Here is a 23,400-nt window from a genome sequence, read left to right on the forward strand (position 1 = left end):
CTCAGCCCTTTTTCGATTTCGCCGGCGCTTTCGCCTTCGTTGCCTTCGGCTTGGCGGCCGTCTTGGTGGTCTTGGCTTCGGCCGCAGCCGCCTTCGGCTTGGCTTTCGCCCTTGCCGGCTTTCCGGCGGGTGCCTTGCCGGCCTTCTCCGTGATCAGCGCCAGCGCTTCCTCGACGGTGATCGCCTGCGGATCCTTGCCCTTCGGCAGGGTAGCGTTGACCTTGCCCCAGTTGACATAGGGGCCGTATTTGCCGTCGCGAACGGTGATGGCGCCGCCGTCCGGATGATCGCCGAGCGTCTTCAGCGCCGCCGGCGTGCCGCGGGCACCGCGGCCCGGCGCCTTGTTCGCCTTTTCGGCGATGACGGTCACGGCGCGGTTGAGGCCGACCGAGAACACGTCCTCGACGGTTTCCAGATTGGCGTAGGACCCGTCATGCAGAAGGAACGGCCCGTAGCGGCCGATGCCCGAGGAAATCATCTTGCCGGTTTCGGGATGTTTGCCGATATCGCGCGGCAGCGAAATCAGCGCCATCGCCTTTTCATAATCGATATCCTCCGGCTTCCAGCCTTTCGGCAGCGACGCGCGTTTGGCTTCCTTGCCGTCGCCGCGCTGGATATAGGGGCCGAAGCGGCCCGAGCGCAGCGTCAGTTCTTCGCCGGTCGTCGGATCGGTGCCGAGGTTCTTCGGCTCGTTGAGGGCGACACCTTCCGCTTCTCCGCCGTTTTCGGAGGAGAGCTGACGGGTGTAGTTGCATTCCGGATAATTCGAGCAGCCGACGAAGGCGCCGTATTTGCCGAGCTTCAGTGACAGGTTGCCTGTGCCGCAGACCTGGCAGATCCTGGGGTCGCTGCCATCTTCGCGCTTCGGGAAGACCAGCGGCGCCAGCGCCTCGTTCAGCGAATCGAGCACGTTGGTGACGCGCAATTCCTTGGTGTCCTCGATCTGCGCGAAAAAATCCTTCCAGAAATCGCGCAGCACCTGCTTCCAGTTCAACTCGCCGGCCGAAATCCGGTCGAGCTTTTCCTCGAGGTCGGCCGTGAAGTCGTATTCGACATATTTGGTGAAGAAGCTCTCGAGGAAGGCGGTCACCAGCCGGCCCTTGGCCTGCGGGATCAGCTTGCGCTTGTCGATCGTCACATAGTCGCGGTCGCGCAGCGTCGCCAGCGTCGCAGCATAGGTGGAGGGCCGACCGATGCCGAGCTCTTCCATCTTCTTGATCAGCGAGGCTTCCGAATAACGCGGCGGCGGTTCGGTGAAATGCTGCGTCGAATTGATCTTCTGCTTGGCGAGTGTCTCGCGCGCATTGATCTCCGGCAGGCGGCCATCCTCGTCGCCGTCGTCGCTCTGCTCGCCGTCCTCCTTCTGGTCGGTATAGGCGGCGATGAAGCCGTCGAAGCGGATGACCGAGCCGACGGCGCGCAGGCCGGCCTTCTCGCCCTTGTTGGCGGCGGTGATTTCAGCCGTCGTGCGTTCGATCTCGGCCGACGCCATCTGGCTGGCGATGCCGCGCTTCCAGATCAGCTCGTAGAGCCGGATCTGGTCGGCGTCGAGGAATTTGCGCAGACGATCGGGCGAGCGGTAGAAATCGGTCGGACGGATCGCCTCGTGTGCCTCCTGGGCGTTTTTCGCCTTGGTCGAATAAAGGCGCGCCTTCTCAGGCAGGTAGCGTTCGCCGAACTGGTCGAGGATGGCGCGCCGCGCTGCGTCGATCGCCTCGGGCGCCATCTGCACGCCGTCGGTTCGCATATAGGTGATGAGACCGACCGTCTCGCCGCCGATATCGACGCCTTCATAGAGCTTCTGGGCGATCTGCATGGTGCGCGAGGCGGAGAAGCCGAGATTGGAGGAGGCGGCCTGCTGCAGTGTCGAGGTCGTAAACGGCGGTCCCGGGTTGCGCTTGACCGGCTTCGCCTCGACCGTGTCGACGATATAGCTCGCGCCTTCGAGCAATGCCTTCAGGCGGCCGGCATCTTCGCCGTTGCCGATGGCGCGCGGCGGCAGCCGTTTGCCGTTCGCCGAAACCAGTCTTGCCTCGAACTCGCCGCCGCGCGGCGTCTTCAGAAGTGCGGAGAGATTCCAATATTCTTCCGAAATGAAGCGCTCGATCTCGGATTCACGGTCGCAGACCAGACGAAGCGCCACCGACTGGACGCGTCCGGCCGAACGCGCGCCGGGCAGCTTGCGCCATAGGACCGGCGAGAGATTGAAGCCGACGAGATAGTCGAGCGCACGGCGCGCCAGATAGGCGTCGACCAGCGGCACGTCGATGTCGCGCGGGTCGGCCATCGCGTCGAGCACCGCCTTCTTGGTGATCGCGTTGAAGACGACGCGCTTGACCGACTTGCCGTTCAGCACCCGCTTCTTGTTCAGCATGTCAAGGACGTGCCAGGAAATCGCTTCGCCTTCGCGATCCGGGTCGGTCGCCAGAAAAAGCCCGTCGGAGGATTTCACCGCGTCGGCAATATCCTTCATCCGCTTGGCCGAGGCCCCATCGACCTCCCAGAGCATTTCGAAATCCTGATCGGGGAGGACCGAGCCATCCTTGGCAGGCAGATCGCGCACATGGCCGAAGGAAGCGAGCACTTTGTATCCCGAACCCAGATACTTGTTGATCGTCTTGGCCTTGGCAGGCGATTCCACCACTACAACATTCATGATGATTCTCTAAAAAAGACTCCGCGCCGGCGTGGAAGCCAGCGCAACACGCAGCGCAACTTGGATACTGGCCCTCCGACATGGACAGGGAAATCGCTGCGGTCAAGGGGTTTGCTACAATTTTACTTCTTGCGTACGGTGCAATCGAGGGAAGATTGTGCGCTGAATACAATTTCAGGTGGCGCGCCTGTCGAATTCGACACGCGGCTCCTGCAACTCCCGAGGCGGCTCTCTCATATCGCGCAAAGCTCAGTCGGAAAGCGAAACGAGGCCGCCCTGATGCCGATGCAGCCTGCCTGATATGTCGAGTTCCAGAAGAATGAGATAGACGGCGGATGCCGGAAGGCCGGTGTGGCGGATGACGTCGTCGATCTCGACCGGCGTCGGTCCGAGCGCATCGATGATGCGCATCCGGTCTGAATCGCCGGGCGGCATCGTTATTGGCCTGCTCTCGCCTGCCGGTTCCTCCGCCCTCGACGAGGGGAACAGCTCGAGTTGCGCCAGCGGCGCCAGGGCCTCGATAACATCGGCAGGTTCGGTAACGATCGAAGCGCCGTCCTTCAGCAGGCCGTTGGTGCCATGGCAGCGCGGATCGAGCGGCGAGCCGGGCACGGCAAACACCAGCCGGCCGAACTCGCCGGCAAGGCGTGCGGTGATCAGTGAGCCCGAGCGCGTCGCCGCTTCGACGACCACGAGACCGAGCGCGATGCCGGCTATCAGCCGGTTCCGGCGCGGAAAATCGCGGGCGCGGGGCTCCCAGCCGAACGGCATTTCGCTGACCGCCAGGCCGTTGCCGCCGGCTATCTCCTCGATGAGGCTGTGATTCTCCGGCGGGTAGGGCTTGTCGAGGCCGCCGGCAAGGGCCGCGATCGTGCCTGTCTCGAGGCTTGCCCGGTGCGCTGCCGTGTCGATGCCGCGCGCCAGGCCGGAAACCACCGTGTAACCCGCCCGGCCGCAGTCGCGCGCCACCATCGCCGCGAATTTGGCGCCGGCGATCGAGGCGTTGCGCGAGCCGACAATGCCGATAGCCGGCCGTTTGGCGGCGGCAAGCGCGCCTTTGACGGCAAGAAGCGGCGGCGCGCCGTCGATCTGTTTCAGCGCCTGCGGATAGTCCGGTTCGCCGATGCCGACGAAGCGGGCGCCGAAACGATGCGCCGCCTCCAGTTCCCGGTGCGCCTCGGCCTCGCTGGCAATGCGGATTGCCCGCGTCGCGCCGCCGCGCGCCGAAAGCTCCGGCAGCGCCGCGAGTGCCGCTTCGGCCGAACCGAAATGATTGATGAGGTCGCGAAAGGTCGCAGGGCCGACATTGTCGGAACGGATCAGGCGCAGCCAGGCAATTCTCTGCCGTTCGCTCAGCACCGTACCTTTTGATCCCGCGCTCGGCGCGTCCATTATCCCTTCGCCCCGATCTTGCTTTCCGTCCCGCCCATTAGCCGGGAGATATTGGCCCTATGCTTCCAGTAGGAGATGACAGTCATGATCGCCATGACCGCCGCAACCTTTTCATTGCCGAGGATCAACAGGGCGACCGGAATGACGAGCATGGCGACGAGCGCCGACAGCGAGGAATAGCGGGTGGTGACGGCGACCGCCAGCCAGACGGCGGCGAAGAGCACGACCATGATCGGTGCGACGCCGAGGAGGGTGCCGATATAGGTGGCGACGCCCTTGCCGCCCTTGAAGCCGATCCAGACCGGGAAGAGATGGCCGATGAAGGCGAAGAAGCCGGCGATGATCGCGGCCTCCTCGCCGAGGAAATAACCGACGATCCAGGCTGCCGCCGATGCCTTCAGTGCGTCGAGCAAGAGCGTTGCCGCGGCGAGTTTCCGGTTTCCGGTTCGCAGAACGTTGGTCGCGCCGATATTGCCGGAGCCGATGCTGCGCACATCGCCGAGGCCGGCCGCGCGCGTGAGGATCAGGCCGAAAGGAATGGAGCCGAGGAGATAGCCGATGACGGCGGCGGCAAGCGCGATCGGCAGCGTGATCTGCCATGACAAGAGATTGGATAACATATGCCCCCTCGGCCCTCCGATGGCCTGTTCTCAGTCCGGCCGGTCCCTAAACTGCGTGGACAAGCTTTCCCGAGACGTATGTCGCGACCGCTCGCCCGCTGAAGCGCGCATCCTCGAACGGTGTGTTCTTCGAGCGGGAGAGAAGCATGTCTTTGGCGACAAGCCAAGGCTCATCGAGATCGATCAGCGTGATATCGGCGGCAGCACCCGGCTTCAGCGTGCCGGCATCCAGGCCGAAAATCTCTGCCGGGCGAGTGGACATGGCGTCGATCAGGCGCATCAGGCTGACCTGGCCGCCATGGTGAAGCCTGAGGGCCGCCGCCAGCATGGTTTCGAGGCCGACCGCGCCGTCTGCCGCCTCGCCGAAGGGCAGGCGCTTCGTATCGACGTCCTGCGGGTCATGCGAGGAGACGATGATGTCGATGGCGCCGCGCGCCAGCGCGTCGACCATGGCGACCCGGTCGTCCTCCGGGCGCAGCGGCGGATAGAGCTTGAAGAAGGTGCGGTATTCGCCGATATCGTTCTCGTTGAGTGCCAGATTGTTGATCGAGATGCCCGAGGTCACCTTGGCGCCGCGGCTGCGGGCAAGCTCGATCGCCTCGACCGATTGCGGCACCGAAATCATCGCCGCGTGATAACGCCCCCGTGTCAGCTCGGCGATCCTGAGATCGCGTTCGAGCGGAATGAGCTCGGCTTCTCTCGGAATGCCAGAGAGCCCGAGCCAGCTGGCGAAAAGCCCCTCATGCATGACGCCGTTGGCGCCGAGATATTTGTCGCGCGTTTCGCAGCAGACGACGGCGCCGAATTCACGCGCATAGGTCATGATCCGGCGCAGCACCTGCGTATCGTGAACGCTGGAATGGGCATCGGTGAAGGCGACGGCGCCCGCCTGCATCAACAGGCCGATCTCGGTCATTTCCTCGCCGGCAAGATGCTTGGTGATGGCGGCGGCCGGATAGACCTTGACGGCGGCGGTATCGCGCGCCGTCTTCTTGACGAATTCGACGAGCGCGATGTCGTCGATGACGGGATCGGTGTCCGGCATCATGATGATCGAGGTGACGCCGCCGGCCGCCGCTGCCCGGCTTGCAGAGGCGATCGTCTCGCGGTGTTCGCCGCCGGGTTCGCCGATGTGGACGCGCGCGTCGACGAGGCCTGGCGCCGCAACGAGGCCGGTGCAGTCGCGCACGACGGCGCCGTCCGGCGTGCCCTGGTTCTGCGCTACGCTTCCGGCGGCAAGGATGACGCCGTTTTTCGCGATGATCGTGCCCACCTCGTCGAGATTGCGCGAGGGGTCGACGATGCGGACATTCTTGAGGACGATCGGGTTGCTCATGCCTTCATTCCGTCGGTTCGGGGACCCTGGTTCTGCGAGACGAGCAGAGTCTCCATGACGGCCATGCGCACCGCGACCCCCATTTCCACCTGTTCGGCGATCACGCTCTGCGGACCGTCTGCGACCTCGGAGGCGATCTCGACGCCGCGGTTCATCGGGCCCGGATGCATGACCAGCGCATCCTCTTTCGCCGCTTTCAGCGTTTCGGCGTCGAGTCCGTAGAAGTGATAATATTCACGCACCGACGGCACGAAGGCGCCAGACATGCGCTCGCGCTGCAGCCGCAGCATCATCACCACGTCGGCGTCCTTCAGCCCCTCCTGCATCGAGTGGAAGACCTCGACGCCCATCTCGGCGATGCCGGAGGGCAGGAGGGTGGCCGGCGCGACGACGCGCACGCGCGCGCCCATCGCATTGAGCAGCAGGATGTTGGAGCGCGCCACGCGCGAATGCAGCACGTCGCCGCAGATCGCCACGATGATGCGCGATAGCTTGCCCTTGGCGCGGCGGATCGTCAGCGCGTCGAGCAGCGCCTGGGTCGGATGTTCGTGCTGGCCGTCGCCGGCATTGACGACCGAGCAGGAGACCTTCTGCGCGAGCAGGGCGGCCGCACCGGCGCTCGAATGGCGGATCACCAGCACATCCGGGCGCATCGCATTCAGCGTCATCGCCGTATCGATCAGCGTTTCGCCCTTCTTCACCGAGGAATTGCCGACCGACATGTTCATGACGTCGGCGCCGAGCCGCTTGCCGGCAAGCTCGAAGGAGGCCTGCGTGCGGGTCGATGCCTCGAAGAAGAGGTTGATCTGCGTCAGCCCGCGCAGCGTCGACGTCTTCTTTTCTCTCTGGCGGCTGATCTTGACGGCTTCGTCGGCCTTGTCGAGAAGATAGGTGATATCCTGCTCGGTGAGGCCCTTGATGCCGATGAGGTGGCGGTGGGGGAAAAAGACCATGACCCTGCCTCTTGCTGTCTCTGGCGGGTCTATAAAGAGTGCGGCCCGCCGGGGCAAGCATGCGCTGTGGGCAAAGGCTTATGTCCCCATGCATTTTCGCCAGAATTCCGATAGAGCAGAATGAACCGAATCATAACTTCCGGTTTCCCTTTGCCGGGTTCTTACACTAGAAGCGAATTATGACCTCCGCCAACCGGACTGACGACAAACTCGCAGAACTCAACCAGCCGAGCCTGTGGTCCGGCATCAACGCCTACCGGTCCGATCCGCTGATCGTCGATCTGACGGCGGCCCTGCCGCGCGGCATCCGCGAGGATCTGGAAAACATGGGCCGCTACGTCACCTCGCCGGAGGCGCAGGAACTGGCGCGCATGGCCAATCAGGGCGCGCCGCAGCTGCGCACCCACGGCCCGCGCGGCGAGCGCCTCGACGTCGTCGAATTCCATCCGGCCTGGCATGCGCTGATGCGCCGCTCCATGTCGGTCGGCCTGCATTCCTCCGTCTGGGATCCGCAGGCCGATACCGACGCCAAGGACGAGGCCCACAAGGTTCGCGCCGCCCGCTTCTATCTGACGGCGCAGCTGGAATCCGGCCATCTCTGCCCGCTGACGATGACGAGCGCCTCCGTTGCCGCGCTCTCGGCCTCGCCCGCGGTGCAGAAGGACTGGGCGCCGAAGATTCTCTCGCGCAAATATGATTCGTCCAACCGCCCCGCCATGCAGAAGTCCGCGGTGACCATCGGCATGGGCATGACGGAAAAGCAGGGCGGCACCGATGTCAGGGCCAATCGAAGCGCCGCCGAAAAGGTCAGCGAAGGCATCTACCGGCTCTCCGGCCACAAATGGTTCATGTCCGCCCCGATGAGCGATGCTTTCATCATGCTGGCGCAGACCAAGGAAGGCATGGGCTGCTTCCTCGTGCCGCGCCTTCTGGAGGACGGTTCGGCCAACGGCCTGCAGTTCCAGCGGCTGAAGGACAAGGTCGGCAATCGCTCCAATGCCTCTTGCGAGGTCGAATTCACCGACACGTTCGGATTCCTGCTCGGCGGCTCCGATGCCGGCATCCGCACCATCCTCGACATGGTGACGTTGACCCGTCTCGATTGCGCGCTGGCCTCGTCGGGCATCATGCGCGCCTCGCTCGCCGAGGCCGTGCACCACACGCGCGGCCGCAGCGTTTTCGGCAAGATGCTCGTCAACCAGCCGATCATGACGCGCGTGCTTGCCGACATGGCGCTCGACGTTGCCGCCGCCACCGCGCTGTCCTTCCGTCTTGCCGATGCCTTCGACAAGGCGCGCGGCAATGCCGAGGAGGCGGCCTATGCCCGCGTCATGACGCCGGTCGCCAAATACTGGTGCTGCAAGATCGCGCCCGCCTTGATCTATGAAGCGATGGAATGCATCGGCGGCAATGGCTACATCGAGGAACGTCCGATCGCCCGCCACTATCGCGAGGCTCCCGTCAATGCGATCTGGGAAGGCTCCGGCAACGTCATGGCGCTCGACGTGCTGCGTGTGCTCAACCGCGGCAAGGACCTGTTCGAGACGGTCTTTGCCGGCTTGGCACGTGATCTCGGTCCCGCCGGCAAGAAGACGATCGACGTGCTGCGCGCCGCCATCGCGCTCTGCGAACAGGATGAAGGCGCGGCGCGCCTGCTCGTCGAGCAGCTGGCGCTTGCGGCCGGTGCTGCCGAACTCTATCGGCTTGGGGCAGGGCGCATTGCCGATGCCTTCATCGAGACGCGTCTTGCCGGCGGCTGGCGCTCCACTTACGGCATGCTCGATTCCCGCTTCGACGCCAGCTACATCGTCGATCTTCTCTATCCACCGGCGGCGTGAGCGCAGGCGGGTATTGTTGTTCGTCGCACCGGCATCGAGCCGATGGCTGCCCCTCACCCTAACCCTCCCCCCGTTCTGACGGGGAGAGGGGACGTGCCCTGCGAGAGATCAATGGGGACGCAGAGGGCCGCGGCATATCCCCTTCGCCCCGTTTACGGGGAGAAGGGGCCGGCAGGCGGATGAGGGGCTGGTGTCGCCTACCTCTCGGGGTACTCAACTTCACTGATAAAGCACCGCCATAAACAAAATCCGGCCGCGTCGCCGCGGCCGGATTTTCTCATTTACGTCCAAAAATCAGCGTTCAGAAGAAGCCACGGCGCTGCCACCAGCCGGCCTTCTTCGGCTTGCCGTCGTCGCTTTCGCCATTTTCGCTGCGAGTGGATTTCACCGTCGGCTCGGACGAGGCGATGTTGGATTCGCGGTTGGCGCGAACCGGCTTTGCCTCTTCCTGGGCGGGCGTTTGAAGGTCGGCGGAGGCTTCGGCCACCTCTGGCTCGGCTTCGGCGGCGGGTGCTGCTTCTGCTTCCACTACCGGTTCCTCGACCGGCGATGCGGCGGGCTTGCGACGGCCGCGGCCACGGGCGGGCTTCACTTCCTCGGTGACGACAGCCGCACCCTCGACGGCGGCCGCTGCGGCCTGGTCTTCGCGCTGTTCGGCAGCCGTCTCGACGATTGCAGCTTCGGCAGGCGCCACGTCACTCGAGGTGTCGTCGCCTTCGTCCTCATCGCTGCCGTTGTCTTCGCCGGCTTCACCGGCCGCCAGTTCGGAGCCGTCCTCGGCGCGGTTGCGGCGACCGCCACGCTTACCGCGACGACGGCGCTTGCGGCGCTGCGAGTCTTCGTTTTCGGCACGGGCCTCCGGCGCAGCGCCGGTGGTTTCATCGCCTTCGGCGCCTTCGTCGTCGCCGTCCTCGTCCTCATCGCCGGCTTCGCCCGCAGCCGATGCAGGCTGTTCGGCATTGCCGTTGCGGCCGCGGCGGCGCCTGCGGCGCTTGCGCTTGCGGTTGCCGTCACCGTCACCTTCCGAGCGTGCCGTGGCGGCGCGTTCGGCCGCTGCCGGCTTTTCCTCGAGTTCCTCGTCTTCGTCCTCATCCGCCTCGATGATGATGTCGTCGTCGTCATCCTCGGGAATGGCTGCGAAGTTGAACAGCGTTTCGATCTTGACCGGATTTTCCACGGCCTCGCCGCGATCGATGGCGAAATGCTGCGCGCCGACCGAGCCGTCCGCATCGATGACGATCGCCACGCCGAAGCGGCTCTCGTAATCGACGATCGTCTGGCGCTTGTGGTTGAGCAGGTAGAGCGCGATGTCAGGCGTCGTCCGCACGGTGATGTTATGCGTCGTATTCTTGAGCAGATACTCTTCGATGCCGCGTAGCACATGCAGCGCGACGGAGGACTGCGAACGGACGTGGCCGGTGCCGGCGCAATGCGAGCAGACCTGGGTGGTCGATTCGAGAACCGAAGCGCGGATGCGCTGGCGCGACATTTCGAGCAGGCCGAAATGCGAGATCCGGCCGACCTGAATGCGGGCGCGGTCGTTCTTCAGGCATTCCTTCAGCTTCTTCTCGACAGCGCGATTGTTGCGCTTTTCTTCCATGTCGATGAAGTCGATGACGATCAGGCCGGCGAGGTCGCGCAGGCGAAGCTGACGGGCGATTTCTTCCGCCGCTTCGAGGTTCGTCTGCAGCGCCGTGTCCTCGATCGAGTGTTCGCGCGTCGAGCGGCCGGAGTTGACGTCGATCGAAACCAGCGCTTCCGTCTGGTTCATGATCAGATAGCCGCCGGAGCGCAGCGTCACCTGCGGCTGCAGCATGCGGTCGAGCTGGGCTTCGATGCCCGAACGCGAGAAGATCGGGTGGATGTCGCGATAGGGCTGAACCACCTTGGCATGGCTCGGCATCAGCATCTTCATGAAGTCTTTGGCTTCACGATAGCCGTCTTCGCCGGCAACGATGATCTCGCCGATATCCTTGTTGTAGAGATCGCGGATCGAGCGCTTGATCAGCGAGCCTTCCTCATAGACGAGGCAGGGAGCGGTGGAGGCGAGCGTCAGCGTGCGCACGTTCTCCCACAGGCGCATCAGATATTCGAAGTCGCGCTTGACCTCGACCTTGGTGCGGTTGGCGCCGGCGGTGCGCAGGATGACGCCCATGCCCTGCGGCACTTCGAGCATGCGCGCGATTTCCTTCAGGCGCTTGCGGTCGGCCGGGTTGGTGATCTTGCGGGAAATGCCGCCGCCGCGTGCCGTATTCGGCATCAGCACGGAATAGCGGCCGGCGAGCGAGAGATAGGTGGTCAGCGCCGCGCCCTTGTTGCCGCGCTCTTCCTTGGCAACCTGCACCAGCAGGATCTGCCGGCGCTTGATGACTTCCTGGATGCGGTACTGCTTGCGCGGCTTGCGCTGCACGCGGTCCGGCACTTCTTCCATTGCGTCTTCGGCGCCGACGGATTCGATGACTTCCTCTTCGCCGTGATCGTCATCGTCATCGTCGTCATCGTGACGACGCTTGCTGGTGTCGACGTCCTCGGAGATCGAGTCGGTTTCCACCATCGCGGCCATTGCGCCGCCGGTCGAGCCGTCATCCTCGTTGTCGACGCTCGCAGCACCTTCGGCTTCGACGTCCGTGGGAACGGCGTCCTCGGTCGCGGTGGTTTCGGCAGCGGCTTCGGTGACTTTCTTGCGGCTGCGGCGCGGCCGTGCCTTCTTGGCCGGCGCTTCCTCGGCGGCTTCGGGCGATGCCGCCACGTCTGCCGCTACGGCAACGTCTTCCGCCGTTGCCTCTTCCGTTACGACAGCCGGTTCCGGCGCCTCTGCCGGCACAATGCCGACATCCGGCTGGTCCTGGGTCGAAAGGTCGACCATCGGCGCGGTTTCGACATGCTCGACGTCTTCGTCGCGGCGATGCTCCTCGGCCTCGGCCCGAAGCAGCGCCTGACGGTCGGCGAGCGGTATCTGATAATAATCGGGGTGGATTTCGGCGAAGGCCAGGAAGCCGTGCCGGTTGCCGCCGTAATCGACGAAGGCGGCCTGCAGCGAGGGCTCGACCCTCGTTACCTTTGCAAGATAGATATTGCCGCGGATCTGCTTCTTGTGCTGCGACTCGAAGTCAAATTCTTCTATGCGGTTTCCGCGAACGACAACGACGCGCGTCTCTTCCTCGTGAGACGCATCGATAAGCATTTTGTCTGCCATGTAAGCTGTGCTCCTCGGCGTGGCCGCGAGAGCGCATTCCCGACTGCTGTAGAAACAGAAAGAATGCGGTCCACCGTGGCCGCGCCGGATAATGAAAGTCGCGCCTGGCGCGAAGAGGAGAGCAGCAGCCAGACCGCAGCCGGAACCATTTCGGTCCGGGGCCTGTACACTTCAGATAAAACCTGCTGCGAAACCATCAACAACCAAGCGTGATCGACAAATACGAAGACCCTTTTCGGGTCCGATGAGGTTGCTCCCTGAGAGCGTGGTGGCTGATCCACCAATGAAGTTCCGACCAGAAGCCGGAAAATCAGGATCCAGTTCTCGGGTTGAAGCGCATGAGACGGCGGACGATGACCGATGTGGCGCCAGGTCCAGATCTGGCTGGCAGCCCTTGCGGCGACTCTATCCCGTCAACACTTCTACCCTAAAATGCGTTGTATGTTTTCTCTGTCACAATAGCAAGGGAAAAGCCAAATGTGCCATAATATTGATGGATTTCGGAACACATAGAAGCTGGGGGCCAGCGATTGCGATTCGGCAGGCGGCAAAGGCGTTTCGCTCTCGGGCGTCCGCTCCGGCCATGTCGGGTCCATCGCGCTATAAATAGGATGTGGCGGTTTATTGTTTAAGAGGGCTCGGATCGCGGCGCAGTCCGCAACGCGGCGATCGACATTCGCAAGGCGGCTCATGACGGCGGTGTTCGTCGCCGGCTGTATTCTGCCTGGTGTCGCGGGTTCGGCCGAGACGAGAGATCCGCTGCTTGCCTATGGCGCGCGCATCATCGGCGACGACGCCAGAACACGTATTGTCATCGATTTCGACCGCGAACCGCGGTTCTCCGTTCACTATATCGCCAATCCTGAACGCATCGTCGTCGACCTGCCGGCGACCGCCTTCGGCTTTCCGGGCAAGGATCTGGCCGCCCACGGCCTCTTCAAGGACATCCGCTACGGCAAGATGGACGAGGAGAGCGCCCGCATCGTGCTGACAGCGGCACGGCCGGTGAAGCTTTCCCTCGCCAAGGTGCAGGCCGACGAGGCCGGCAAGGGGCATCGGCTGGTGCTTGAGGCCGAGATGATCGACAAGCAGGCCTTTGCCGAACTGGTCAAGACGCAATCATGGAGCGACCGGGCCTGGAACGATCGGGACGCCGCGGCCCAGACGACGAGCGCCATTCCCGCACCTGCGAAAACCGCCCCCGGGGATTTCGTCATCGCCGTCGATGCCGGCCATGGCGGCATTGATACCGGCGCGATCGGCGTCGATACCAAGACCGAGGAAAAGCAGGTGACGCTTGCCTTCGCCAAGGCTCTGGCCGACCGGCTGAACAAGGAGCCGGGCATCAAAGCCTTCCTGACGCGCAATGACGATGAGTTCCTGTCGCTTTCCCAGCGCGTGCTGATTGCCCGCCAGAACCATGCCGGCCTGTTTATTTCGCTGCATGCCGACACGCTGAAGCAGAAGGATATCCGCGGCGCGACCGTCTATACGATCTCGGACAAGGCCTCCGACAAACTCGCCGCCGACCTTGCCGAACGCGAGAACCTTTCCGACCAGATCGCCGGCAAGGAGACGGTCGCCGAGCCTCCCGAGGTCGCCGACATCCTGCTCGACCTGACGCGGCGCGAGACGCAGGCCTTTTCGATCTCGCTGGCCGAGAGCGTGCTGAATTCCTTCAAGGATCAGGTCGGTACCATCAACAATCCGCACCGCCATGCCGGCTTCCGCGTGCTGCAGGCCCCCGACGTGCCGTCGATCCTGCTCGAGCTGGGATTCCTGTCGAATGCCGAGGATGAGAAACGGCTGCTCGATGAGAGCTGGCGCGGCAAGATAGCCGATCTGCTGACCGACGCCGTGAAGCGGTATCGCAGCGGCGTCGTTGCAAATGGTGGGTGATGCGTGCAGCAGTTGAAAGTGTTACAGTGTCGCTTGCGTCTATGAAAGACGCGCGGTCAGGGCGCCGGCCGGTTGATTAAGGTCGATACCCGTAAAAACAAAGAGTTGAGTGCGCCGCTTGAATCAGTTTCGCAGCCGCGCGCTCCGGATTGGCGGCGGGCAGGGGCGTTGCTTGGATGTGACAGTTCCGATGAAACGCGGCCGCAGCGATGAATGCGGCGGGCAGGGTCCTATTTTGCTCACATTCACGCCGTTACTCCGGCCTATGTTTCACAGCCTGAAGCGCGGAATCGGCTTGTAGCGGTAGCGCTCATGGAGTAAGCCGCGCGCAACGTGCAAATTGCCTTGATCTGTGCAATCGTTGCGTCTGTGCCGATTGAAGATCGAAGAGACCGGTAGCTGAAAATATGGTTAGACTTCTTGGATATTTCTTCGGAATGGCCTGCGTCCTGTTTCTGGTCGCGGCGGCGGGTATTGCCATCTATCTCGCCAATGTCGCGAAGGATCTCCCAGACTATGCCGTTCTGAACAGCTACGCGCCGCCGGTGACGACGCGCGTGCATGCCGGCAACGGCGCTCTGATGGCTGAATATGCCAAGGAAAAGCGTCTCTTCCTGCCGATCCAGGCCATCCCCGACCGCGTCAAGGCTGCTTTTCTGTCGGCCGAAGACAAGAATTTCTACAACCATCCGGGCGTCGACCTGACCGGCCTCGGCCGGGCAATCCTCGTCAATCTGCAGAATTTCGGTTCTGGCCGCCGCCCGGTCGGCGCCTCGACAATCACCCAGCAGGTGGCCAAGAATTTCCTTTTGAGCTCGGACCAGACGATCGACCGCAAGATCAAGGAAGCAATTCTCTCCTTCCGCATCGAGCAGGCCTACAGCAAGGACAAGATTCTCGAGCTCTACCTGAACGAGATATTTTTCGGCTTGAATTCCTATGGCATCGCCGGCGCCGCGCTCACCTATTTCAACAAATCCGTTACCGAACTGACCGTTGCCGAAGCCGCCTATCTGGCATCGCTGCCGAAGGGTCCGGCCAATTATCATCCTTTCCGCCATCCCGAAGCTGCGCTCGAGCGCCGCAACTGGGTGATCGACCGCATGGTCGAGAACGGCTATGTCAGCCAGAGCGACGGCGCGGACGCCAAGAAGCAGCCGCTCGGCGTGACTGCCCGCAGCACTGGCCCCTCGCTCTTCGCGTCCGACTTTTTCGCCGAAGCCGTGCGCCGTCAGCTGATCGATCAGTATGGCGAGAAGGTCCTCTACGAGGGCGGCCTTTCGGTGCGCACCTCGCTCGATCCGCAGATGCAGCTTGCTGCCCGCAAGGCGCTGCAGGATGGCCTCGTGACCTATGACGAGCGCCGCGGGTTCCATGGGCCCATCAAGCAGATCGATGCAAGCGGTGACTGGGGCAAGGCGCTTGCCGATGTTCCCGCGCTGTCCGACGTGCCGGAATGGCGCCTCGCCGTCGTGCTCGCCGCCTCGGACAGCAATGTCGACATCGGCCTGCAGCCGGCCAAGGACGGCAGCGGCAAGGTCGCGGCCGACCGGCAGCGCGGCACGATAGACGCCAAGAACATGCAATGGGCCTACCGTTCGGCGGACGGCTCGCGCAAGACCGCAAAAACGCCGGCCGGCGTCTTGAACCCGGGCGACGTCGTCTATGTCGAGAAGCTCGGAGACGAGGCGTCGACCTCCTATCGCCTGCGCCAGCCGCCGAAGGTGCAGGGTGGCCTTGTCGCCATGGATCCGAAGACCGGCCGCGTGCTCGCCATGGTCGGCGGCTTCTCCTATGCCCAGTCCGAATTCAACCGCGCCACCCAGGCGATGCGTCAGCCGGGCTCGTCGTTCAAGCCCTTCGTCTATGCGGCGGCGATGGACAATGGTTATACGCCGGCCTCCGTCATCATGGACGCGCCGATCGAAATCGTCTCGGGCGGCCAGGTCTGGAGGCCGGAAAACTACGGCGGCGAATCCGGCGGCCCGTCGACGCTGCGTTCGGGCATCGAGCATTCGCGCAACCTGATGACGGTGCGCCTCGCCAACGATCTCGGCATGAACATCGTTGCCGAATATGCCGAACGCTTCGGCATCTACGATCACATGCTGCCGGTTCTCTCCATGTCGCTCGGCGCCGGCGACACGACGGTGCTGCGTATGGTCTCGGCCTATTCGGTCATTGCCAATGGCGGCAAGCAGATCAAGCCGACCCTGATCGACCGCATCCAGGACCGCTACGGCAAGACGATCTTCAAGCATGAGGAGCGCCTGTGCGAGGGCTGCAATGCCAGCGACTGGCAGAATCAGGAAGAGCCGAATGTCGTCGACAACCGCGAAACCGTTCTCGATCCGATGACCGCCTACCAGATCACTTCGATGATGCAGGGCGTCATTCAGCGCGGCACCGCCGCCGGCAAGATCGATCTCGGCGGCCGCGACGTCGCCGGCAAGACCGGCACCACCAACGATGAGAAGGATGCCTGGTTCGTCGGCTTCACGCCGGATCTGGTCGCAGGCCTCTATATGGGCTTCGATACGCCGGGCCCGCTCGGCCGCGGCGGCACCGGCGGCGGTCTCTCCGCCCCGATCTTCAACGAATTCATGCAGGCCGCCGTCAAGGACACGCCGGAATCGAAGTTCGTCATTCCGCCGGGCATGAACCTGATCCCGATCGACCGCAAGACCGGCATGGCCGCCGTCGACGGCGATCCGAACACCATCATCGAGGCCTTCAAGCCCGGAACCGGCCCGGCCGACAGCTTCTCCGTCATCGGCATGGACAGCACCATGGCGCCGGAGGAGATCCTGAAGACCTCGCCGCAGGCCAACCAGGCCGTCCAGACCGGCACACCCGGCCTGTTCTGACCATCGCCGAATTTTGAACGCCGGCCGCGGCTCTTTACATCCGCGGCGGGCGTCTCTATTCACCAGCATCTGAAAAGACAGTTACGGAAAAGCAGGAAAATGCGAGCCGAAATCGAAAACGTGGTCGATGAAACCAAGCAGGCTATCACCCTGCTGAGGAGGCATCTTTGACTGGGACCAGGCGATAAGACGACTGGACTGGTTGAACAACAAGGCAGAGGATCCGAACCTCTGGAACGACGCCACCGAAGCGCAGAAGCTGATGCGCGAGCGCCAGCAGCTGGATGACGGCATCAACGGAGTCAAGCAGCTCGAACAGCAGCTCAACGACAATATCGAGCTGATCGAGCTGGGCGAGGAAGAGGGCGACCAGAGTGTCGTCAAGGAAGCCGAAGACACGCTGAAGGCTTTGAAGGCCGAGGCTGCGCGCCGCCAGGTGGAAGCCATGCTCTCCGGCGAAGCCGACGGCAACGACACCTATCTCGAAGTCCATTCCGGCGCCGGCGGCACCGAAAGCCAGGACTGGGCGAACATGCTGCTGCGCATGTACACCCGCTGGGCCGAACGCCAGCGTTTCAAGGTCGAGCTTCTCGAAGTCCACGACGGCGAAGAGGCGGGCATCAAGTCCGCGACCCTGCTCGTCAAGGGTCACAATGCCTATGGCTGGCTGAAGACGGAATCGGGTGTGCACCGTCTGGTGCGCATCTCGCCTTACGACAGCAATGCGCGTCGCCACACCTCCTTCTCGTCGATCTGGGTCTATCCCGTCGTCGACGACTCGATCCAGATCGAGATCAACGAAGGCGATTGCCGCATCGATACCTATCGTTCGTCGGGCGCCGGCGGCCAGCACGTCAACACCACCGACTCGGCCGTGCGCATCACCCATATCCCGACCGGCATCGTCGTACAGTGCCAGCAGGAACGGTCGCAGCACAAGAACCGCGCCAAGGCCTGGGACATGCTGCGCGCCCGCATGTATGAAGCGGAACTGAAGAAGCGCGAGGACGCCGCCAACGCCGAAGCCGCCTCCAAGACGGATATCGGCTGGGGCCACCAAATCCGCTCTTACGTGCTGCAGCCTTACCAGCTGGTCAAGGACCTGCGCACCGGCGTCGCCAGCAGCGCGCCGGACGATGTGCTCGACGGCGACCTGAACGAATTCATGGAAGCGGCCCTTGCCCACCGCATCAGCGGCGCCGCCGACGCGGTCGTCGAGGATGTCGACTGACAGGCAGCCGCGAGATCGAATGACGAGAAGGCCCCGGAGACGGGGCCTTCTTCGTTCAGGCGATGGCGCGGATGTCGCCGCCCTGAAACAGCGCTGCCGACAGATCGGCGGTCTCGTCATGGATGGCTGCGCGCGCGATATCAGGGGGATCGGTGAAGAGCTCGGCCGCAAAGGCAAAGCCTAATCCCGTGCCCTCCGGTACGAAGACATAATGCCCGAGGCCGCCGCCGAAGATCTTCAGCGCGCTGCGCGCCAGCCGCGCATGCAGCCATGCAGAACATTCTTCGGCCGGTGCCGCCCTGTCGGCATCGCCGACCAGGATAAGAGCGGGTGCCTCGACCGTTTTCAGACTGTCCTCGCTGAAACCGAGAACGGAGCGACCCGGCGCGCAGAGGAGCGCGGCCTTGATCCTGTCGTCTCGATAGGATCGCGACATGCGGGACCATGACTGGCGAAACACATCGCTCTCACGCAGCAACGAGGGGATATGATCGGCAAGGTCGGGAAATTCCCTTGGGCCGCGCGGCCCACCCGGTTTCAGCCTTGACGGTTCGAACTGCGAGAACCGGGCGACGGCGCCGAGAAGCAGCATGACGCTATAGGCTCCGGCCGAAAATCCGGCCGCAAACGCACGGGCTGTATCGATCCGGCCGGCGAGATCGCCGAGCCAGTCGCGACTGCGGTCCAGCATCAGGCTTAGGTCCGGCGCCCGTTCCCAGAGACAGGCAAAGCCTTCGGCCCGGTAGGGTTCGACGCCGGTATTGCCGTGATGGTTGACGCCGAGCGCAACAAATCCGCGCTCCACCAGGCGCCGCGCCAGCCATTCCAGCCCGGCCGCGGATCCGCCGGTGCCGTGCGACAGCAGGACGAGGGGATAAGGCGTGCTTGCCGGCCGAATCGGCGCATCGCGGGCGACCGCCGCCTTGCGAAACCAGCTTCGTTCCCGAATATCGCTTTCCCGAGCGTCATCGGCAGCCGGATACCACAAAGACCAGCTGACGGGCCTCGGGCCGGCTGCGTCCCAGTCCGGTCGTTGATCGTCGTAAAGTACCCCGTCGCGAAAGCCGAGTTTCATCGTCCAAGCCTGTGCAAACAGCGTCTCGCTGTTCAATTGGTCGCTTTCTCGACGGTGATGTCACCGAATTCGTCGATCAGCACCGTCCAGCCATCCGGCTCGGCCGCCGGCTCGGTCTTCAGATAGATGGTGGCGAAGAGGCCGGGTTGCTTGCTGATGCCGCTCGAATTCTCCGGGCGTATATCGGTCACGTAGGGCTTCAGGTCGCTGATCTCCTGCAGCTCGACGGTCGAGGCGATCGCCGGGCCGGTCTCCGTCTGGGCAATCTGCTGCAGATAGACCTTCGAGGTCCGATCCGGCTGGCGCACGGCAAAGAGCTTGTAATAGCCATGGCGCTTTCCCTGAGGGGCGGAAACATTCTCGGCGGCGGAAGGCGCCCGCTCGATATCAGGTGCGTTGCCGTCGTCCTCCCAGTAGCCGGTGCTGGTGGCAAAGATCACCGAAGCCGGCAGGATGGCGTCCTGAGCGGGAGCGGCGATGGCGGCCGAGCATCCGACGAGGAAAATCGTGGTCATCAATATCCGTCGCATTGCCATCGTCTCAATCCTTGAACTGCTCGGCGAGGATACGGTCGGACCAGGAGCGGTCGGGATCGGAGAGGATGCGCGCCGTCATATGCTCCGACTGGGCGATGCGGACATGCAGCACCGACTTGACCTCGGTATTGTCGGCCACCGCATTCACCGGCCGCTTCACCGGCTCGAGCACGTCGATATCGACGGTCACCTTGTTGGGAAGCAGAGCCCCCCGCCAGCGCCGCGGCCTGAAGGCGCTGACCGGCGTCATGGCGAGCAGCGGCGCCTCGAGCGGCAGGATCGGGCCATGGGCGGAAAGATTGTAGGCCGTCGATCCGGCTGGGGTGGCCACCATCAGCCCGTCGCAGATCAGCTCCTCCAGGCGCACGTGCCCGTCGACCACGACCCTGAGATTGGCGGCCTGATAAGACTGGCGGAACAGATAGACCTCGTTGATGGCAAGGGCCGTTGAATTGGTGCCGTCGGCATTGGCCGTCGTCATCTTCAGCGGCCGGAAGGCGTTTTCGACGGCGACGCAGATGCGCTCCTGAAGCCGATCCGTGCTGTAATCGTTCATCAGGAAACCGACCGAGCCGCGATTCATCCCGTAGACCAGCTTGCCGGAGTTCATGGTGCTGTGCAGCGTCTGCAGCATGAACCCGTCGCCGCCGAGCGCGACGATAACGTCCGCCTTGTCCTGCGGCACGTCGCCATAGATGCGAATCAGCTCTTCGCGCGCGGCGAGCGCCTCCATCGTCGGCGAGGCGATAAACGAAAGCGTCTGAAATGAACGGCCCATGCAATGCCCTTTGTGAAGCTGCTCTAGCTAAAGGATAAAAGGCCGTTGCGACAAGGCCGTTTTGCACGTCCCGGCGTTTTGCCGCCAAGTCGGACCGTCCACGGGGATCGGATTTTCCTTTACAGGATCGCAGAATCTGTTAGTTGGGCAGCTATTGCCCTTGTAGCTCAGTTGGTAGAGCACCTGATTTGTAATCAGGGGGTCGCGGGTTCGAACCCTGCCGGGGGCACCATCCCTATTCTCCGATCCGCTGTCCCTCGATGAACCCTGCCTGAAGGACTGCTTCAGCGGCAGTTCAGCCGCTCCGGGGCATTGTCTCCTCATCATCAATGAGGACGCAGCCATGAAGCTCGCACACATTATTCTCACCGCAACCATTGCCGCCGGTGCGGCTTTTGCCTCTGTCGCACCTGCTTCCGCCATGCCGGTTGAACGGCCCGGGATGACGGCGCAGGGAGATGTCGTCCAAATTCGCGACAGCTGGCGAGGCGATCGTTGGCGTGATGACGGTGACTGGCGTGGCGACCGTGGCTGGCGCGATCGGCGCGATTGGCGCCGCTCCGACTGGCGCGATGATGACCGCCGCTGGCGGCGGTGGCGTGCCGAGCGGTGGCAGGAACGCCGCGAGTGGCGCCATCGCGATCGCGATGTCCCCTTCTGGCTCTATCGCGGCTGAGCGCCGTTGCGAATCGCCCGGGCCGTCAGCTCAATGAGGGCCCGGTTCGTTGACGCTTGCCTCGATCCTGTCGCTCTTGCCGGTCTGGCCGGCGCCGGAAGGCGACAGGATTGCGATGCTGAGAACGGAGGCGACCATGAAGGCGACGACGGCGATCATTATGCGCATGAGCGTTCAATCCTCGTTCGGTGGGGATTAACGCGCAATCGCCGTCCGGCGTTCCTCTCGGCTTATTGCACCGGTCCCGGCGTCGCGGGGCCGGGTGCCGTCGGCGACAAAGGATCGGGCTGGTGGACCGGATGCGAAGTGTCCACCCAGATGATGCTGAGGATGATTCCCACAAAGGCCGCGATGAACAGGATACCGAAAATCAGCGGTCGAATGGCCATGATGGGGATCGCTCCTTCTTGCTTGTGACCGGTCGCTACGATCGATCGCCGCCCGATCATAGTGCTCCAGAAGGTCATTCCAAGGCAAAAGTGGATTTCTCCTGTCTAATGCATGTCGCCCGGACGTGTGCAGCGGTTCCGGGATAACGACATGCAAAAGACACGGAGCTAACGCCGCGTCGCGGCGCCGAGTGAAAGCGGCTTGCCGCCTTCTTCCCTGGACTTGTCGAAATTGCCGTCGGCGCGCATGTGAAGCCAAGCGACGCACCGTCATGGCTCATCAGCGTCAGGCTGCCGCGGCCCGTGGCCAGCCTATGCCTTTAAGTAAAGCCGCGCCGCGTAAAGCGCGATCGCCGCCGCATTCGACACGTTCAGCGATTTGATCGCGCCCGGCATGTCGAGGCGGGCAAGCGCGGTCACGGTCTCGCGTGTTTTCTGCCGGAGCCCCTTGCCCTCCGAGCCGAGTACCAGTGCCACCTTGTCGCCCGAAAACGTGCCTTCGAGCGGCGCCGGCCCTTCCGAATCGAGGCCGATGGTGGAGAAACCGAGCTTGTGCAATTCGCCGAGCGCATCGGCGAGATTGGTGATCTGTATATAAGGGATCAGTTCCAGCGCGCCGGAGGCGGATTTGGCGAGCACGCCCGACTCGGTCGGGCTATGTCTCTGGGTGGTGATCACCGCCCCGGCATTGAAGGCGACCGCCGAGCGCATGATCGCGCCGACATTATGCGGATCGGTCACCTGGTCGAGGACGAGCAGGAGAGGGCTGTCCTTCAGCGCTTCGAGCCGGCGCACCGGCAGCGGCCGTGTCTCCAGCATGACCCCCTGATGGATCGCCTCGGGGCCGAGCACCTTGTCGATCTCGTGCGGCGAGACGATCTCGAAGGCAATGCCGAGCGTCTCGACGTCGATTTCAAGCCGCGCGAGCGCGTTCTGCGTCACGGAGAGTTTGATCTTCTTGCGCTCGGGATTGTCGAGCGCTGCGCGTACCGTATGCAGGCCGTAGAGATAGACCTGGTCGGGCGCCAGCGCCGGCGGCTTCCAATCCTCAGCCCTCTTGCGCTTCTGCGGCTGAGGTGTCGGGATCTCGCCGCGTTCGCGCTTGGCGTCGCGGTGCGCACGCCTGAGATTGGCGTAATGCGTATCCTTGGCGGATGGGTCTGCTGCGGCCTTGCCGCCGGATTTCTTGTCTTTGCTCATGCGGCTTTATAGCTATGGCGTTGGCTGCCGCATAGGCTTTCTTTCATATGCCGGCTTTCGGCCGCGAATGAAATTTTTCGTGTTTTTTCCGTTGTCATCGTGTTGACAGACGGAAATGCTCCGGTCATATACGCGGCGCAGACGACGGGCGGCAACGCTTCGAAGTCTGACGAACTTGGTCTAACGATCCGGACGAAAACTGGAGAGATGCCCGAGTGGTTAAAGGGGACGGACTGTAAATCCGTTGGCTCAGCCTACGTTGGTTCAAATCCAACTCTCTCCACCATTCGTCATCGGATCGGACCATCCCGCGGGTATAGCTCAATGGTAGAGCAGCAGCCTTCCAAGCTGAATACGCGGGTTCGATTCCCGCTACCCGCTCCAGTCTCCCGTACAGCCAGTTGATACCATCGCAGCCACGATCGTCGTGAGCCATGTTTCAGCCTCGGCTGGAAGCTCGCCGCTATTGCCGTAGGCGAGGGTGTCGATGCCGCCGACTGCGGCTCATCCTTGATGTATCCGTCCGATTTTTCTCTAAGATTCCAGTGATTTTTGGAAGGGCTGCGGCGAATCGCCTTGCAGGCGGCGAATTGTCTCCCATATGCGCCTTCACGCCAAGAATGGCGTCTGCAATTAAGTCTTGCGCAATTTCGCCGAAAGCCTTAAACGGCGGCACTAAACCGGTTCGCCGGGGCCACCATTTCGTTCACAGGAAGCATTCAAATGGCAAAGAGTAAGTTTGAGCGCAACAAGCCGCA

17 protein-coding genes and 3 tRNA genes are annotated in these 23,400 nt (G+C 63.2%); 8 read left to right on the forward strand and 12 right to left on the reverse strand.

The features are described 5' to 3' along the window. Position 1: 1 nt before the first annotated feature. The 5 genes from topA to CO655_RS08980 form a co-directional block, all read right to left on the reverse strand. Entirely contained in the window at positions 2–2,656 is a 2,655-nt protein-coding gene (gene topA, locus CO655_RS08960) for a type I DNA topoisomerase (protein ID WP_097664393.1), read from the reverse strand. A gap of 249 nt (positions 2,657–2,905) precedes the next feature. Then, on the reverse strand, positions 2,906–4,048 hold the full coding sequence (dprA, locus tag CO655_RS08965) for a DNA-processing protein DprA (protein WP_097606495.1): 1,143 nt from the start codon (positions 4,046–4,048) through the stop codon (positions 2,906–2,908). Further along, the gene (plsY, locus tag CO655_RS08970; protein WP_097606496.1) at positions 4,048–4,668 is read right to left on the reverse strand and encodes a glycerol-3-phosphate 1-O-acyltransferase PlsY; all 621 of its coding nucleotides are present in this window, start codon (positions 4,666–4,668) and stop codon (positions 4,048–4,050) included. Before plsY ends, dprA begins: the two co-directional genes overlap by 1 nt. Positions 4,669–4,714: 46 nt before the next feature. After that, positions 4,715–6,004, reverse strand: a complete 1,290-nt coding sequence (locus CO655_RS08975; RefSeq protein WP_097606497.1) for a dihydroorotase — start codon at positions 6,002–6,004, stop codon at positions 4,715–4,717. Next, positions 6,001–6,957: an aspartate carbamoyltransferase catalytic subunit gene (locus CO655_RS08980; protein ID WP_010032928.1), complete on the reverse strand. Its 957-nt coding sequence runs from the start codon at positions 6,955–6,957 to the stop codon at positions 6,001–6,003. The genes CO655_RS08975 and CO655_RS08980 overlap by 4 nt, the downstream gene beginning before the upstream one ends. A gap of 179 nt (positions 6,958–7,136) precedes the next feature. Between CO655_RS08980 and CO655_RS08985 the strand changes: the two genes are divergently transcribed. Further along, a complete protein-coding gene (locus CO655_RS08985) occupies positions 7,137–8,795 on the forward strand; it encodes an acyl-CoA dehydrogenase family protein (protein WP_096769285.1) in 1,659 nt (552 codons plus the stop codon). Positions 8,796–9,096: 301 nt separating this feature from the next. On the opposite strand, the gene CO655_RS08990 is transcribed toward CO655_RS08985, so the two are convergent. After that, complete coding sequence (locus tag CO655_RS08990; protein ID WP_097664394.1) at positions 9,097–11,991, reverse strand: ribonuclease E/G; 2,895 nt, start codon at positions 11,989–11,991, stop codon at positions 9,097–9,099. A gap of 624 nt (positions 11,992–12,615) precedes the next feature. Between CO655_RS08990 and CO655_RS08995 the strand changes: the two genes are divergently transcribed. The 3 genes from CO655_RS08995 (at position 12,616) to prfB (ending at position 17,988) form a co-directional block, all read left to right on the forward strand. Further along, positions 12,616–13,890, forward strand: a complete 1,275-nt coding sequence (locus tag CO655_RS08995; RefSeq protein ID WP_097664395.1) for an N-acetylmuramoyl-L-alanine amidase — start codon at positions 12,616–12,618, stop codon at positions 13,888–13,890. A 407-nt stretch (positions 13,891–14,297) separates the two neighbouring features. Beyond that, the gene (locus tag CO655_RS09000; protein WP_097664396.1) at positions 14,298–16,757 is read left to right on the forward strand and encodes a penicillin-binding protein 1A; all 2,460 of its coding nucleotides are present in this window, start codon (positions 14,298–14,300) and stop codon (positions 16,755–16,757) included. Positions 16,758–16,856: 99 nt separating this feature from the next. Continuing rightward, positions 16,857–17,988, forward strand: a protein-coding gene (gene prfB / locus CO655_RS09005) for a peptide chain release factor 2 (protein WP_097581562.1) whose coding sequence is annotated in 2 segments (ribosomal slippage) — positions 16,857–16,925 and positions 16,927–17,988 — 1,131 coding nt in all. Because the reading frame shifts where the segments join, the coding sequence is not laid out codon by codon here. Between the two features lie 55 nt (positions 17,989–18,043). Here the strand turns inward: prfB and CO655_RS09010 are convergent. Genes CO655_RS09010 through CO655_RS09020 form a run of 3 tightly spaced genes read right to left on the reverse strand, consistent with a single transcriptional unit; the run spans position 18,044 to position 20,377 of the window. Then, positions 18,044–19,063 (reverse strand): dienelactone hydrolase, encoded by a 1,020-nt coding sequence (locus tag CO655_RS09010; RefSeq protein ID WP_097664408.1) that lies wholly within the window; start codon positions 19,061–19,063, stop codon positions 18,044–18,046. Between the two features lie 32 nt (positions 19,064–19,095). Continuing rightward, positions 19,096–19,599, reverse strand: a complete 504-nt coding sequence (locus CO655_RS09015) for a hypothetical protein (protein WP_097606501.1) — start codon at positions 19,597–19,599, stop codon at positions 19,096–19,098. Between the two features lie 4 nt (positions 19,600–19,603). Continuing rightward, positions 19,604–20,377, reverse strand: coding sequence for an NAD kinase (locus tag CO655_RS09020; protein WP_097606502.1), 774 nt, complete (start codon positions 20,375–20,377; stop codon positions 19,604–19,606). A gap of 156 nt (positions 20,378–20,533) precedes the next feature. Here CO655_RS09020 and CO655_RS09025 point away from each other — a divergent pair. Continuing rightward, a tRNA-Thr gene (locus CO655_RS09025) sits at positions 20,534–20,609 on the forward strand. Positions 20,610–20,720: 111 nt separating this feature from the next. Next, positions 20,721–21,053 carry a hypothetical protein gene (locus tag CO655_RS09030; RefSeq protein WP_010028939.1) on the forward strand — a complete coding sequence of 111 codons (333 nt, stop codon included), beginning with the start codon at positions 20,721–20,723 and terminating at the stop codon, positions 21,051–21,053. 30 nt (positions 21,054–21,083) lie between these two features. Here CO655_RS09030 and CO655_RS33795 read toward each other — a convergent pair whose 3' ends face one another. From CO655_RS33795 to rlmB, 3 genes are all read right to left on the reverse strand, one after another. Then, positions 21,084–21,221, reverse strand: a complete 138-nt coding sequence (locus tag CO655_RS33795) for a hypothetical protein (RefSeq protein WP_010028938.1) — start codon at positions 21,219–21,221, stop codon at positions 21,084–21,086. Between the two features lie 62 nt (positions 21,222–21,283). Continuing rightward, positions 21,284–21,442 (reverse strand): hypothetical protein, encoded by a 159-nt coding sequence (locus CO655_RS33800; protein ID WP_164517777.1) that lies wholly within the window; start codon positions 21,440–21,442, stop codon positions 21,284–21,286. 312 nt (positions 21,443–21,754) lie between these two features. After that, positions 21,755–22,642, reverse strand: a complete 888-nt coding sequence (rlmB, locus tag CO655_RS09040) for a 23S rRNA (guanosine(2251)-2'-O)-methyltransferase RlmB (protein ID WP_097606505.1) — start codon at positions 22,640–22,642, stop codon at positions 21,755–21,757. Between the two features lie 201 nt (positions 22,643–22,843). On the opposite strand from rlmB, the gene CO655_RS09045 reads away from it, so the two are divergent. Then, positions 22,844–22,928, forward strand: a tRNA-Tyr gene (locus tag CO655_RS09045). 24 nt (positions 22,929–22,952) lie between these two features. Continuing rightward, positions 22,953–23,026: transfer RNA gene (locus CO655_RS09050), tRNA-Gly, on the forward strand. Positions 23,027–23,400: the final 374 nt, after the last annotated feature.

This window comes from Rhizobium sp. M1 (genome assembly GCF_002531805.1).
Classification (GTDB): Bacteria; Pseudomonadota; Alphaproteobacteria; order Rhizobiales; family Rhizobiaceae; genus Rhizobium; species Rhizobium etli_C.

Bases quoted from the DNA above. Each gene is read 5' to 3' on its own strand.
- topA (WP_097664393.1), bottom strand. From the start codon at position 2,656: ATGAATGTTGTAGTGGTGGAATCGCCTGCCAAGGCCAAGACGATCAAC.
- dprA (WP_097606495.1), bottom strand. From the start codon at position 4,048: ATGGACGCGCCGAGCGCGGGATCAAAAGGTACGGTGCTGAGCGAACGG.
- plsY (WP_097606496.1), bottom strand. From the start codon at position 4,668: ATGTTATCCAATCTCTTGTCATGGCAGATCACGCTGCCGATCGCGCTT.
- CO655_RS08975 (WP_097606497.1), bottom strand. From the start codon at position 6,004: ATGAGCAACCCGATCGTCCTCAAGAATGTCCGCATCGTCGACCCCTCG.
- CO655_RS08980 (WP_010032928.1), bottom strand. From the start codon at position 6,957: ATGGTCTTTTTCCCCCACCGCCACCTCATCGGCATCAAGGGCCTCACC.
- CO655_RS08985 (WP_096769285.1), top strand. From the start codon at position 7,137: ATGACCTCCGCCAACCGGACTGACGACAAACTCGCAGAACTCAACCAG.
- CO655_RS08990 (WP_097664394.1), bottom strand. From the start codon at position 11,991: ATGGCAGACAAAATGCTTATCGATGCGTCTCACGAGGAAGAGACGCGC.
- CO655_RS09000 (WP_097664396.1), top strand. From the start codon at position 14,298: ATGGTTAGACTTCTTGGATATTTCTTCGGAATGGCCTGCGTCCTGTTT.
- CO655_RS09010 (WP_097664408.1), bottom strand. From the start codon at position 19,063: ATGAAACTCGGCTTTCGCGACGGGGTACTTTACGACGATCAACGACCG.
- CO655_RS09015 (WP_097606501.1), bottom strand. From the start codon at position 19,599: ATGGCAATGCGACGGATATTGATGACCACGATTTTCCTCGTCGGATGC.
- CO655_RS09020 (WP_097606502.1), bottom strand. From the start codon at position 20,377: ATGGGCCGTTCATTTCAGACGCTTTCGTTTATCGCCTCGCCGACGATG.
- CO655_RS09030 (WP_010028939.1), top strand. From the start codon at position 20,721: ATGAAGCTCGCACACATTATTCTCACCGCAACCATTGCCGCCGGTGCG.
- CO655_RS33795 (WP_010028938.1), bottom strand. From the start codon at position 21,221: ATGCGCATAATGATCGCCGTCGTCGCCTTCATGGTCGCCTCCGTTCTC.
- CO655_RS33800 (WP_164517777.1), bottom strand. From the start codon at position 21,442: ATGGCCATTCGACCGCTGATTTTCGGTATCCTGTTCATCGCGGCCTTT.
- rlmB (WP_097606505.1), bottom strand. From the start codon at position 22,642: ATGAGCAAAGACAAGAAATCCGGCGGCAAGGCCGCAGCAGACCCATCC.